The organism is Belliella baltica DSM 15883 (assembly GCF_000265405.1).
Taxonomy (GTDB): domain Bacteria; phylum Bacteroidota; class Bacteroidia; order Cytophagales; family Cyclobacteriaceae; genus Belliella; species Belliella baltica.
The window spans coordinates 3,569,998-3,582,878 of record NC_018010.1 but is presented as its reverse complement, the minus strand read 5'-3'; the positions used below and the strand labels follow the sequence as shown (position 1 = coordinate 3,582,878).

The window sequence follows — 12,881 nt, the reverse complement described above, 5'->3', positions numbered from 1 at the left end:
TTGCAGATCCTATGATTTGAAATATTAAAACGGTTTTAAGTTATGATATTTCAAATTATAGGATTTTTTGTTTTCTCTTATTAAAAAAAGAAAATTATGAACTTACATGTTGTCAATACTGGGTTTTTTAAACTTGATGGGGGGGCGATGTTTGGAGTAGTACCGAAATCTCTTTGGTCAAGAACCAATCCGGCTGACGAAAATAATCTTTGTACTTGGGCGATGAGATGCTTATTGGTGGAAGATAATAGTAGATTAGTTTTGATTGACAACGGAATAGGGGACAAGCAAGATGCTAAGTTTTTCTCTCACTATTACCTGCATGGAAATGATTCGCTGAAATCATCTCTAAATAAAATTGGGCTTGACTTTAAGGATATCACAGATAATTTTTTGACACACCTTCATTTTGATCACTGTGGTGGAGGAGTTGCTTACAAAAATGATGACAAGAACAAATACCAAATGGTCTTTGAAAATGCGAAATATTGGACAAATGCTGAGCATTGGCAATGGGCCACAGTTCCAAACGCAAGAGAGAAAGCGTCTTTCCTGAAAGAAAATATCCTTCCTATGCAAGATAGTGGTCAGTTACAGTTTTTGGACTTAAATGAAGGAAAACTTTTTGATGGGTTTGAATTTTTCACAGCTGATGGGCATACAGACAAGCAGATGATTCCTAAAATCAATTATAAAGGTAAAACAATTGTTTTTGCAGCAGACCTTTTGCCTTCAGTTGGACATATTCCTTTACCATATGTGATGGGATATGATACAAGACCCTTGATTACATTGACAGAAAAAAAGAAGTTTTTGGAAGAAGCGGCCGAAAATGAGTATATCATCTTTTTGGAACATGATTCTGAAAACGAATGTTGTACCGTCAAAATGACGGACAAAGGCGTACGTCTTGATCAAACATTTTCATTGGATGAAATCTGATAAAAAAATAGGGATAGCTTTTTCAGGTGGAGGAGTTAGGGGAATCTCTCATTTGGGTGTTTTAAAAGCACTCAATGAAAATAATATTTATCCAACTCAAGTGAGTGGGACAAGCGCAGGAGCTATTGTTGGATCCATGTATTGCAGCGGATATGACCCAGAGGAGATCATGGATATCATCGTAAAGACCAACTATTTCAAATTTATGAGACCAGCAATCAGCTGGACTGGTATTCTTAAAATGGATAGTGTACTTCAGCTTTATGAGAAGTATTTACCAGAAAATGATTTTTCATCATTAAAGATTCCATTAGTTGTGGCTGCCACTGATATCAAAAGAGGAAAAGTGGTGTATTTTTCTGAAGGAAATTTAATCAAACCAATCATGGCATCTTCTTGCATTCCTGGGATGTTTGACCCAATCGAAATTGGGGACAACTTCTATGTTGATGGTGGTGTTTTGAATAATTTACCCGTTGAACCGCATGAAGGAATTTGTGATGTTGTCATTGGAGTGAATTGCAATCATCTTCCTGAAGAACATAATATCAAGAATATAAAAAATTTGATCGAGCGCACTGTAATCATGTCTATGAATTATAATGTGTATAGTAGAAAAAGTAAATGTGATTTTTTTATTGAACCAAAAGGATTAGCAAGGTATGGTGTGTTTGATATTAAAAAAGCGAATGAAATTTTCGAAGCAGGATATCAGGCTACACTTGAGTTTATCAATACACATCCAGAATTTAAGGAATTAGGACAAAATACGGTCAAGTTATAAGTGATATGATGAAATTCTTATCAAAAATTGTTTTTTGGTTGACAGGATGGAAATTTGTTTCAGTCTGGCCAAAAGAACTCAAAAAGGCAGTGTTGATTGCTATACCTCACACTAGCAATTGGGACTTACTTTATGCAAGAGCTGCATTCTATTTGATGGATATTCCAGTAAAGTTTACTATAAAAAAGGAAGTCATGGTAGGACCTTTGGGCTGGTTAATCAAATCCTTAGGAGGAATAGCAATTGATAGAAAGCGAGTGTCTGGAAAAAGAAAGCAAACCTACACTGAACTCATGGTGAATCTCCTGAAAGAAACCGATGAACTCGTAATCATGGTTACACCTGAAGGAACAAGAAGCTATGCGCCTAGATGGAAATCAGGATTTTATCATATTGCTCTTGGTGCAGATGTTCCAATAGTTATTGGATATTTAGATTATAAGAAAAAAGAAGCTGGACTAGGAACCATCCTCCAACCTGATGGAAATATGGATGCTCAAATCGAAGAATTGAAAGCATTTGGGAGAACAGTTACAGCTAAATATCCAGAGAAAGGTATCAAATAAAAAAGGCTTGGTTAGAAAACCAAGCCTTTTTTTTCTGCATTTTTATCTATAGATCTTCCTACGACAAAACCAATAATGATGCCTATAGGAATCCAAAGAGCAAGATTGCCGGTGCTTGCTCCAATAGCCACACCGATCGAACTCATAAAAACAGGAAGCATAATTGCTGTCCATTGTCCTTTTCTTTGGATTTTGTATTTTTTGTTTAAATCTCTAAAGAGTTCATTTTTAGCTTTCACATAAGGTGTTCCTTTTTCTGTAGAAGAGGGTAGTTTTTGAATCACTTTTTCAAATTTTTCCATCCAGATTTCCACCTCTTTTTCTGGAATAACCGTTCCAAATTTTTGCGGTAACCTTTTCATTGCTTCAATTTCATATTGTTGAATTTGTTTTCTTCTATATTCTTGAGCTTTTTGATTGATCAAGCTTATCAAGTTATCAACTCTCTGATTTAAAGATGAATGTTCCATGGCTGTGCTTTTTTTGAACTCTTATGAATTAATTTCCATATAGTTTTTTTCCAACTTCCTCATATTTATCCCCAGCTTTCCATACTGGCTGTTCTGCAGTGTTAGCAATATATAAAGCTGATAGAATATAAGACTTCCAATATTTCACCGCATAGTCCAAGTCAAAATTATCAACTTGATCGGCGGGTTGGTGATAATATTTGTTGATTTCATCATCAAATGCTCGGAAACCTAAGCTGAAAGTAGGAGATGGAATTCCTTTTCTAGCGAAATTCACATTGTCTGAGCGGTCATACAATCCTTGTTCTGGTGATGGATCAGCAATTGCCTCCAATCCAAATTCTTGCGTAGCTTTCGCAATTAATGGATCAGCAGATGTTCTGCCCAAACCAATCACAGTGATGATAGAAGTATCATTGTAACCACCATTATCAATATTGAAATTATAGATGATTTTGTCCAAAGGAATCAGTGGATTATCTGCAAAATAGCGACTTCCTAAAAGTCCTTTTTCTTCAGCTGTCCAAGCACACAAAAGGATGGAGCGCTTTGGTGGGTTTTCTGCAAAATAGCGTGCAGCATTCATAACAGCAACAGTTCCTACTGCATTGTCTCTTGCACCATTGTAGATCGAATCTCCATTAGCATCTGGTCTTCCAACGCCCACATGGTCATAGTGCGCAGATAGCATCACATACTGATCTTTCAAAAGTGGATCGGTTCCTTCAATCACTGCTACTACATTTTTTCCAACGATTTCACGATTGATTTTTCCTGCAACTTCCACTTTAGCAGATTTGATCTCTCCTTTTCCAATAGCATTGATAGATTCATTTTTGGTATCACTCAACCAAATGTATGGTATACTGGCTTTTCCTCCAGTATTGTCAACTGTCAATTGGGTTCGATTGAGTGTTCTCGCTGCGAAATTCCAAGGAGAAGGTATGTTATACATCTCTATTAGGGCTACCGCGCCTTTTGATTGAGCCAATGAAACTTTCTCTCTTCCCGCTGCAAAAAGATCACTTGGAGTCAATCGATCAGGAGCACCCACATTGGTGATGACAATTTTGCCTTTTACATCTTTTCCTACATAGTCGGCTTCCATTCCGAACCCAAGAACTATCATTTCATAATCACCATTGATTGAAGGACCATCGAGGACCAGCAGATCGTCACCTTGCGTGAAAGTTTTCTTGCCTAAGACAACTTCACCTTTGGTAGGTGGAGCAGAAAGTCGGAAAGGGATGTGCTGATAATATCCATTGGCGCCATCAATTTCTTTAGCACCATATTTCCAGAACTGTTCTGCAATATACCTTGCCGCTGCATCGATTTCAGGGCGAATAGGATCTCGTCCCATCAGTTCATCAGATGCTAGGTACCTGAAATGTGAAATAGATTCTCTTTCGTTGAAATTTGCTTCAATGGCTTCTTTAGAGCTTTGAGCGTTCAGACTAAGAGAACCTAAAAAAAGAAGTCCAATTAGTGATAAGTGGGTTTTTTTCATTTGATCTATAAATAAAATTTGTTCAATATATAAAGAATAATGAGGGAGGACAAAGGGTTTTAAACAGGTAACAAAAGATTGTCCATATTTGGATATATTTTTTCAACCGAACAATGTAAATTGGATTATTAATTTGATTAAAGTATACACGAATAGGAATAAATATTTCGTGTAATGTTCTATAAATCTAGATAAATATCAAGAAGAATTTTTTGAAAATAATCTGGAATAGGAGCAGAGATTGTAATTTCAGCTTTGCACACTGGATGAATGAAAATTAATTTAGATGCATGAAGAAGCATATTGTTTGAGTCAAATTGTTCTCTAAAAAATCTATTTTGCTTATTTTCTCCGTGAGAACTATCCCCAATAATATAATGCCTTGCATGTGCAAGATGCCTTCTGATTTGATGCATCCTTCCGGTGTGCGGATAAGCTTTTAAGAGGGAATACCGACTAGTTGGATATTTGGGAGTAGAGGCAAAAGGGATTTCGGTTTCTGACAATTTCCAGAATTCTGTTTTACAATCCTGTAATGCACCATCCAGATCTTTCTTCAAAGGATGATCTATGATAAAATGATCTTCGGCCGGAATACCTCTAACTACTGTGAGATAGTACTTTTTAATATTGGTGGTGGCAAATTCAGGTTGTAACAAGGCTGCTGCTTCAGGTGATTTTGCAAATAACAAAACTCCGGAAGTAGGTCTATCGATTCTATGTAATGGATAGACCCACTGTCCAATCTGATCACGCAGCAATTGCATCGCAAAAACTGGAACCTCGTCCTTTGCCAACTTGGTTTTGTGGACCAAAAGTCCCGCAGGTTTATTGATAGCGATATAATAATCGTCTTCAAAAAGAATCTCTAAAACCATAAAATCAAAATATGGTTCCTGAACCTATACTTTCTTCACCATCATACCAAGCTACAAACTGCCCTGAGGCAACACCTTTTTGAGGGGTGTCAAAAATCACATATAGCCCATTCTCTTTCATCAATAAAGTGGCAGAACTCAATGGTTGTCTGTATCTGATTCTAGCTTGATACTTTGCAGTTTCACCAATTTGAAGCTTTAAATCTTCCCTGATCCAATGGATATCTTCATGCTTGACAAAAAGTCCATTTCTCAATAATCCTGGATGATCCTCCCCAAGTCCTGTATAGATGACGTTCGAACTCGTATCCGTTGCGATCACAAACAAAGGTTTTCCTGTCCCACCAACTTGTAAGCCTTTTCTTTGTCCAACGGTAAAGTAATGGGCACCATTGTGTTCGGCGATTTTCTTTCCCTGACTTACATCGTAAATTTCGGGCATACAAATCCCATCCAAAGTTTCCAAATCCAAATCCTCAAAAGACATCCCTGCTGGAATTTTCTTCTTATCAAAAATGGAAAGTTCCTCTGAAACTACCAGGATATCTCCTTTTTTGGGTTTGAGTTGTTGTTGAAGAAAATCGGGTAATCTGACTTTTCCGATAAAGCACAAACCTTGACTATCTTTTTTGTCAGCCGTAATCAAATCCTGTTCTTTGGCAATTTTTCTTACCTCTGATTTTTGTAGATGTCCTATCGGAAATAGCGCTTTAGCAAGTTGTTCTTGATTGAGTTGGCAAAGGAAATAGCTTTGATCCTTGTTTGGATCTGCTCCCGCTAGTAATTGAAATACAGGATTTCCATTTACATTAATTTCCCCCTTTTGACAATAGTGACCTGTTGCTACAAAATCAGCTTTAAGCTTTTGAGCTGCTTTTAGAAAAATATCAAACTTGATCTCCCTATTACAAAGAATATCTGGGTTGGGAGTTCTACCTGCTTTGTATTCAGCAAACATATAATCCACAATTCTTTCGCGGTATTCTTCGCTTAGATCAAGGGCTTGAAATGGAATGCCTAATTTTTCTGCCACGAGCATTGCATCTGTGCTGTCTTCCATCCATGGACATTCATTGGAAATGGTCACTGACTCATCATGCCAGTTTTTCATAAACATCCCAATGACTTCGTAACCTTGCTCTTTTAATAAATATGCGGCAACGGAACTGTCCACTCCGCCGGATAGACCGACGACAACTCTTTTTCTTTGATTCATCTGTATTAAATTTTCATGGATTCAAGGTCCATGAGGTTTAATGATACCTACAAACAATTGCTTTTGTTTGAAAGGTTCACAAAGTTACTAGAAATAAGAGCAGTCATGACAACCAAAAGCGAAATGATTTTTTTAAAATATGATAATTCTAAAATCCAGTTTTATACCACACTTCGTAAATGAGAATTATGTAACCAACAAATTAACTATTATGAAAAAGAACAATTGGATGAAAGGACTTAGAGTTTTTTCGATTTTGACCATCTCAGCAGCAATTTTCAGCTGCAACGAAGAAGATCCACTTCCTACAATGGATGTGCCTGGACAAGCGCCAGAAGTAGAGTTTACTGCTTTGGTTTCTGGAAATAGAATTGCAAAGTACGATGCAAGAGAACTAAATGCATCGATGGAGGTAATGAGTATTACCGGGCTAAGCTCCGGTGATAAAATTGTAAGTATAGATTATAGACCGGCTACAGGGCAACTTTATGCACTTGGTGCTTCTAGCAGACTTTATATCATCAATGAAAATAATGGTGAAGCAACTGCTCTAGGTGAAACTTCATTTTCTCCAGCAATTAGTGGGGACAATGCTTCTATAGATTTTAATCCTACAGTGGATAGAATCAGATTGGTAACTGCTACAGGACAAAATTTAAGATTACATCCTGAGCTCGGTACAGTTGTAGCAACTGATGGAAGCATCAATGGTGGAATGAATCCAATGATCGGTGCAGTTGCCTATACGAATAGTACAGCTGATGCAAGTTCTACACAATTGTATGACATAGATTTTTCTCAAGACAAATTATACCTACAAAACCCACCAAATGATGGAGGGCTTGAAGAAGTTGGAGATTTGGGAATCGACTTTATGGGAACAGGTAACTTTGACATTATAGCCGACAATAGCATTGCATTGGCGGTGACTAGTCATGAAAATGAATCCAAACTTTACACCATCAACTTATCCTCTGGTAGAGCAATATGGGTAGGAACTTTTGATATGCCGGTAATCGGAATTGCTTTCAAGACTAACCCAGTAGCTTATGCAGCTTCTGAGGACAATATGCTTTACAGATTTGACCCTACTGATCCAGAAATGAATTCAGTTGCATTCCAAGGTTTAGTTACTGGAGAATCAGTTGTTGGGCTTGATTTTAGACCAGCAAATGGACAGCTTTATGCAATTACAAGTACAAGCAGAATTATGACGGTGAATACAGCAAACGGGCAGCTAACCGCAGTTGGTAACCCCCTGAATCCACTTTTATTGGGAACTAGTTTCGGTTTTGACTTTAATCCAACAGTCGATAGAATCAGGTTGGTAAGTAATTTAGGTCAAAATCTCAGGTTACACCCAGATTTGGGAACTGTAGTTGCGATTGATGGGAATTTAAATCCTGGTTCACCACTGGTAAATGGAGCAGCATATACAAACAGTGTCGCAAATGCCACTACTACTGTATTATTTGTTTTGGATAGTGAGACAAATATGCTTTACAGACAGGATCCTCCAAATGATGGTGGTTTGGTCGCAATAGGAAGTTTGGGAGTTGATTTCACATCTGATAATGGATTTGATATCGGTGGAGATTCAAATATGGCTTTCGCTCTGCTAGATGTTGCAGGATCAACAGGAGTGTATTCAATTAACTTGACTTCTGGAGCAGCTACAAAAGTTTCAGATTTCAACATCAATGCGACTGCAATGGCAGTAGGGTTAGGGTTCTAATTTTTAATTCAATTAAGCATAAAAAAGACCTGTCATTTTGGACCGGTCTTTTTTTATTTCCTAAAACTTCAGAGTTATAATTTGCAAATGTGGTCAAATCAGTTCCTATAAAAATTGACGAAGTCTAAGTGATTGTTTTCTTCACTTAGGGATCTTGATTGTCTTAATAATCACTAAAGACATATTTGGTAAGTTGAAAAAAAGAAGGAGTGATGTTAAAATAAAAAAAGACTCCTTCAATCAAGAAGAAGTCTTTTGGTCGGGGTGGCAGGATTTTCCACCACTCCTCTAATTCGTTGATTTTGTTATTGTTAGCAAGTAAACTATCAAGATAGGTAACCGAATAGGTCTCATTTAATGTATCCTACTTTGTCGGGCTTTGAGGCCTCTTGATAACACCAGTTCCAATCAGTCAATGTACTTTGTTGCCATAAAGATAAAAAAGCTCCCCGATAACTAAAATCCTTTTTTCATAGAATTTAGTCGCCAAACCAATCCCGTAAATGCCCAAAGCGAGAACAGCGCAGGCCAAGAGCGGTGGGGTTTCGCAAGCCACTAATGAGCGGAGGAAAACAACAAACAGAAAGGAGGGATTGCGAATAAATGCTGGCTATTTACTTTATAAACAACTCATAATGAAAGAAAAATACTTGTATTTATTGAAATAGTTGGTTAGATTAGCAACAGGAGTTTATCAAGGATTAAGTAAACATAATGATTTAGAGCACTAATTAAAACTTTACTATTATGGAGACTCAAAATTTAAACAATTTGGCACCAAGAAAACTTGTTAGTTTTCTAAGCAGTCTATTGACAGATGATTCTTTCAAGAAAGAATTAGAAGAAAATACCAAGAAAACGCTTTCTAATTACGGTATTCACATTGAAGATTCAGCCATTGATGAACTAATAAAACTTCCAGAAACGGAGAAATTTAGAGAGGCGGTTGCAGAATTCATGGAAAGAGAGAAATTTGCATTTCCTGCCCAATCTAACGTTCAGATGGGGCTTCCGCTAGCATTCGCTATCACTGTTGTATTTGTTTTTTTACCCATGACATCCAGTGCAAAGATGAAAAATGTAGCTTAATCGCCAACTTGATAAACTCCTATATTAATCATTTTTAGAACAGGTTATGAAGTCAAAAAAAATTAAAAGAAGTGAGTTTGTGTTTTTCTATCATAAAAACGGAAAAACACTTGATATCCAAGAGTTATTGAAAGGAAAAATTCAACAAATTGAATCGCGGAAAATGTTGGCTTTTCCTGTTTTAAATGGGGAAGAGATTGTTGTGTCAGACGAAGAATTCGAAATATTAAAATCTATTTCGATAACTGAATGGGTAGAATTCAATGAAAATCTAGGTTTTACTCTTGAGTTTCTTGAAAAATTTGCTTCAGTAGGAATATTACTATTTGATAATGGGCAGGAGGAATTTGCACAATATATTCGAAAAGAAGATATTTTAAACAAGTCCAAATGGAACATATATGCAGCTTTCTTCCACTACTTAACAAAATGGAGTAAAGTGGATGTTGAGATGGTTACCGAAGATTACGAGGGTGATGATAATATGGATCTATATGAGCAAGGAATGGATAACATAATTAAAAAAAATGGCGTTCCACCAACTCATTTTCACAAAATAAATTTCGAAAATAGAACTATGTTACCCCTTGAAGATTTGTCTGATGATACTTATTATCAGACTATCCTAAAAAGAAAGACCAGTCGAATCTTCAACAAGAACATTTCTGTAAAATTGGAGACTTTATCAACCGTGCTACTTTATACGTTCGGATGTCATGGAAAGTATGACATGCACAAGCAGTTAACGTTATTACATAAAACAGTTCCCTCAGGAGGGTCACTACACCCAACGGAAGCGTACATTCTATGATTAAACGTTGAATCGTTAGAACCTGGAATTTATCATTATAATGTTGAAATGCATAGTTTAGATTTGGTTAAAATATACAATGCAGAGGAAGCGAAGGATTTTGCTAACAAATTTGTGGCTGGACAACATTATGTCAAAGATGCTGGTTTTCTTGTTCTTATGACTACTCGATACTTTAGAAACTTTTGGAAATATCAACAACATACTTTAGCATATAAAGTCACTTTATTGGACACAGGGCACCTAAGCCAAATGTTTTATTTAAATGCAGCTAAAGAAAATCTGGGAAGTTTCGTAACAGGAGCTATAAACACATCGCTGATTGAACAGGAACTGTCTCTAGACGGCTTTACTGAAGGAGCTACTCTCGTTGTTGGTTGTGGAATTCCATTAGCCAATGAAAGTGTTAATCTATTAGAACCTGATTTCTTAAAACATGAAATTGTAAGATAGGATGTTTGAGTATTTTACTTTTAGATTTAAACAACTGTTTCGATACCTATCAGCAGCGGGTGGCAACCTTTTTATACTGGTTCCTTTTGCACTAATATTGCTATTCTATTTAAACAAAGTATTGACCAATGTGGGAGTAGAGGGAACGCAGATAATGATCGCCATAATTTTGTTGTCTTTAGGATTAAAACGCAAAGATACCGAGTTTTTAAGTTCCGTATTTAAAAACAGGACCTTGCTTATTTTTTTGATAGAATATTTGACGCTTTATCTATTCTTAGAACTTTTTGCACTATCCGTGCATAGCATTGATTTTTTGATGACACTCCCTCTTTTGTTAATTTTCGCTATGGCAGTATATCAATCAATATTCAAAAGAAAAATTAAAAAGTTCTACTTTATCAGAAAATTAACTCGTGCTTTACCATTGCATGCGTTTGAATGGAGATCGGGAATCAGACAAAGTCCACTACTTTTTTTGTCCAGCTATATAGTTGGGATAATCTTGTTGTTTTTCTTCCCCATAACTCCTATTATGATGCTCTACTGGATGACATTTTCAGGAGAGTTTTACGCGTATTTAGAAGCCCGGGAGATAGTACAATCGTATAGGACGCATAAATATTTTTACGAACAGAAGATAAAGAGTATTTTATTGGCATGCAACCTATTATTTCTGCCACATTATATTCTGTTTGTCTTTCTATATACTACCCCTCAAATCCTAATACTGGTAGGATGTGCCATATTGTTTAATATGGTGCTTATATACGCCTTCCTGTTAAAGTATACGCTAAAAACAATAAGCACCAAGGTTCAGAATACTATACCGATTACGCTTTATTTTATCTTAACGCCAGTCCTTCCTGTATCATTATATTTACTTTACAAAGTATGGAGAAAGAACCGAGAAAATCTGAGAGCATTATTAAATTAGAACAATTCACATTTGCTTATGGGAGGAAACCAATATTTGACAATGTGAGTCTGGGTATCGAAAACGGTCAAATATACGGCATTGTGGGTGACAATGGGGCAGGCAAAACAACCCTATTTAATATTATTAGCGGGAATATTGATGTTGACAAAGAAAATCAAACATTGCCTCTTCCTAAAGATATAGCTTTTCTACAGGCAACCCCTTATTTCTATCCATATATGACAGGTTTAGAATATCTCAAAATTGTGGGTCAATATTCATACGAAAAAGTAAACGTATGGAATTCCATCTTTCAGCTACCTTTAAAGGAATATATTCATAACTATTCTACTGGAATGCAAAAGAAGCTATCGATCATGGGCATTCTATTACTGGATAAGAAAATAATTATTATGGATGAACCGTTTAACGGTTTAGATCTAAAAACGAGTGAAATAGTCAATATTATCATTGAACGGCTAAAAGAAACAGGGAGTACTATATTATTATCTTCGCATATTTTAGAAACAATTCTCCACCATGCAGACAAAGTGATTTTAGTAAAGGACAAGCAGCTTTCACAAAGCTTTGATAAGTCTCGATTTGGAGATTTGACAAAAATAATAAAAGGAGAATTCGTTGGTGACGTAAAGGGAAAAGTAGATAAATTAATTTTATAAAAAGCATAATTAGCTCAATGTACTTTGTTATCATAAAGAGACAAAGTTCTCGGTTTTCTAATTGGGTATGATACTATGAATATTTATTATTCTTCCGCTGTTAAACGCGTTTCTTATGTCTATTCGAATTCGATAATCTAATTAACGCTTGGGTCTCCATCGTTTATTTACCTTTTGATCGGTGCTCTTTCTGTTTTCATCATAAGAAGAGAGGTCGTTAATCCGTTGGATAGCTATTTCAAGCAATCTATCATCAAATTGGGAATTAAACCAGCCGATATTGGAGTTCAACACCGCATGCTTTCCATTTTCTTTCAGATAGTAGGCTATCAGGGGGGCTACTCCCCTTATGCCTGTGTCCACAAATTTCACGCGGTCATAGCGGTGCATATTTTCGCGTACCCGTTGTATACCCTCCTCATAATTGAAAATAATCTCGTCCGTGTCTATAAAATGTCCTCCCAACGCAACACGGGTATCCACACGTAACGAAGCTGTTTCCACGTCGTCCAACCCGAAATAGATAAGGTTGATTTGGTACCCTGCATTTTTGAATATATCGGTTATCTCGATGGCAAGGTCGTTGGAGTAGTTGCTTTCAAAGGCAAAATCCCTGTGCTGTAAGATGGCCTCGTCCCTTTCCTTTTCCAAGCGGGCAGGTACTCCACCTTTTAGCTTTTCGGGGTCGTAGTCGGGATACTTTTGCAACAATTCTGCATAAACCAAGTCACCATTGAAGATAATTGTGTCTTTCGGAACGTGTTCGTGCCCATAGGTTGACTTGCCCGCCCCGTTCGGACCGGCAAGGATAAAAAACTGCGGTCTCAT

12 protein-coding genes and 1 pseudogene are annotated in these 12,881 nt (G+C 36.6%); 8 read left to right on the top strand and 5 right to left on the bottom strand.

Annotated elements, in window-relative coordinates; genetic code table 11:
- Positions 1-96 precede the first annotated feature (96 nt).
- The 3 genes from BELBA_RS16230 to BELBA_RS16220 are packed head-to-tail and all read left to right on the top strand — an operon-like array spanning position 97 to position 2,292.
- Positions 97-942: an MBL fold metallo-hydrolase gene (locus BELBA_RS16230; RefSeq protein ID WP_014773763.1), complete on the top strand. Its 846-nt coding sequence runs from the start codon at positions 97-99 to the stop codon at positions 940-942.
- Positions 932-1,726, top strand: coding sequence for a patatin-like phospholipase family protein (locus BELBA_RS16225; protein WP_014773762.1), 795 nt, complete (start codon positions 932-934; stop codon positions 1,724-1,726). The genes BELBA_RS16230 and BELBA_RS16225 overlap by 11 nt, the downstream gene beginning before the upstream one ends.
- A 5-nt stretch (positions 1,727-1,731) precedes the next feature.
- A complete protein-coding gene (locus tag BELBA_RS16220) occupies positions 1,732-2,292 on the top strand; it encodes a 1-acyl-sn-glycerol-3-phosphate acyltransferase (protein WP_014773761.1) in 561 nt (186 codons plus the stop codon).
- Positions 2,293-2,303: 11 nt separating this feature from the next.
- Here the strand turns inward: BELBA_RS16220 and BELBA_RS16215 are convergent, their stop codons facing one another.
- The 4 genes from BELBA_RS16215 to mnmA form a co-directional block, all read right to left on the bottom strand.
- Positions 2,304-2,762, bottom strand: a complete 459-nt coding sequence (locus BELBA_RS16215; RefSeq protein ID WP_014773760.1) for a hypothetical protein — start codon at positions 2,760-2,762, stop codon at positions 2,304-2,306.
- 28 nt (positions 2,763-2,790) lie between these two features.
- Positions 2,791-4,272, bottom strand: coding sequence for a M28 family peptidase (locus BELBA_RS16210; RefSeq protein WP_014773759.1), 1,482 nt, complete (start codon positions 4,270-4,272; stop codon positions 2,791-2,793).
- Between the two features lie 179 nt (positions 4,273-4,451).
- On the bottom strand, positions 4,452-5,150 hold the full coding sequence (locus tag BELBA_RS16205; protein WP_014773758.1) for a pseudouridine synthase: 699 nt from the start codon (positions 5,148-5,150) through the stop codon (positions 4,452-4,454).
- Between the two features lie 4 nt (positions 5,151-5,154).
- The gene (gene mnmA / locus BELBA_RS16200) at positions 5,155-6,366 is read right to left on the bottom strand and encodes a tRNA 2-thiouridine(34) synthase MnmA (protein WP_014773757.1); all 1,212 of its coding nucleotides are present in this window, start codon (positions 6,364-6,366) and stop codon (positions 5,155-5,157) included.
- Positions 6,367-6,577: 211 nt separating this feature from the next.
- On the opposite strand from mnmA, the gene BELBA_RS16195 reads away from it, so the two are divergent.
- From BELBA_RS16195 to BELBA_RS16170, 5 genes and pseudogenes are all read left to right on the top strand, one after another.
- Positions 6,578-8,101 carry a DUF4394 domain-containing protein gene (locus BELBA_RS16195; protein WP_041779420.1) on the top strand — a complete coding sequence of 508 codons (1,524 nt, stop codon included), beginning with the start codon at positions 6,578-6,580 and terminating at the stop codon, positions 8,099-8,101.
- Positions 8,102-8,848: 747 nt separating this feature from the next.
- Positions 8,849-9,190 (top strand): hypothetical protein, encoded by a 342-nt coding sequence (locus tag BELBA_RS16190; protein ID WP_014773753.1) that lies wholly within the window; start codon positions 8,849-8,851, stop codon positions 9,188-9,190.
- 46 nt (positions 9,191-9,236) lie between these two features.
- On the top strand, positions 9,237-10,001 hold the full coding sequence (locus BELBA_RS16185) for a hypothetical protein (protein ID WP_041779419.1): 765 nt from the start codon (positions 9,237-9,239) through the stop codon (positions 9,999-10,001).
- 15 nt (positions 10,002-10,016) lie between these two features.
- A pseudogene (locus tag BELBA_RS16180) lies at positions 10,017-10,454 on the top strand (nitroreductase family protein); the annotation flags it as partial.
- 894 nt (positions 10,455-11,348) lie between these two features.
- Positions 11,349-12,053 (top strand): ATP-binding cassette domain-containing protein, encoded by a 705-nt coding sequence (locus tag BELBA_RS16170; protein ID WP_014773751.1) that lies wholly within the window; start codon positions 11,349-11,351, stop codon positions 12,051-12,053.
- A 141-nt stretch (positions 12,054-12,194) separates the two neighbouring features.
- Here the strand turns inward: BELBA_RS16170 and BELBA_RS16165 are convergent, their stop codons facing one another.
- Positions 12,195-12,881, bottom strand: coding sequence for an ATPase (locus BELBA_RS16165; protein ID WP_014773750.1), 687 nt, complete (start codon positions 12,879-12,881; stop codon positions 12,195-12,197).

Bases quoted from the DNA above. Each gene is read 5' to 3' on its own strand.
- BELBA_RS16230 (WP_014773763.1), top strand. From the start codon at position 97: ATGAACTTACATGTTGTCAATACTGGGTTTTTTAAACTTGATGGGGGG.
- BELBA_RS16225 (WP_014773762.1), top strand. From the start codon at position 932: ATGAAATCTGATAAAAAAATAGGGATAGCTTTTTCAGGTGGAGGAGTT.
- BELBA_RS16220 (WP_014773761.1), top strand. From the start codon at position 1,732: ATGATGAAATTCTTATCAAAAATTGTTTTTTGGTTGACAGGATGGAAA.
- BELBA_RS16215 (WP_014773760.1), bottom strand. From the start codon at position 2,762: ATGGAACATTCATCTTTAAATCAGAGAGTTGATAACTTGATAAGCTTG.
- BELBA_RS16210 (WP_014773759.1), bottom strand. From the start codon at position 4,272: ATGAAAAAAACCCACTTATCACTAATTGGACTTCTTTTTTTAGGTTCT.
- BELBA_RS16205 (WP_014773758.1), bottom strand. From the start codon at position 5,150: ATGGTTTTAGAGATTCTTTTTGAAGACGATTATTATATCGCTATCAAT.
- mnmA (WP_014773757.1), bottom strand. From the start codon at position 6,366: ATGAATCAAAGAAAAAGAGTTGTCGTCGGTCTATCCGGCGGAGTGGAC.
- BELBA_RS16195 (WP_041779420.1), top strand. From the start codon at position 6,578: ATGAAAAAGAACAATTGGATGAAAGGACTTAGAGTTTTTTCGATTTTG.
- BELBA_RS16190 (WP_014773753.1), top strand. From the start codon at position 8,849: ATGGAGACTCAAAATTTAAACAATTTGGCACCAAGAAAACTTGTTAGT.
- BELBA_RS16185 (WP_041779419.1), top strand. From the start codon at position 9,237: ATGAAGTCAAAAAAAATTAAAAGAAGTGAGTTTGTGTTTTTCTATCAT.
- BELBA_RS16170 (WP_014773751.1), top strand. From the start codon at position 11,349: ATGGAGAAAGAACCGAGAAAATCTGAGAGCATTATTAAATTAGAACAA.
- BELBA_RS16165 (WP_014773750.1), bottom strand. From the start codon at position 12,881: ATGAGACCGCAGTTTTTTATCCTTGCCGGTCCGAACGGGGCGGGCAAG.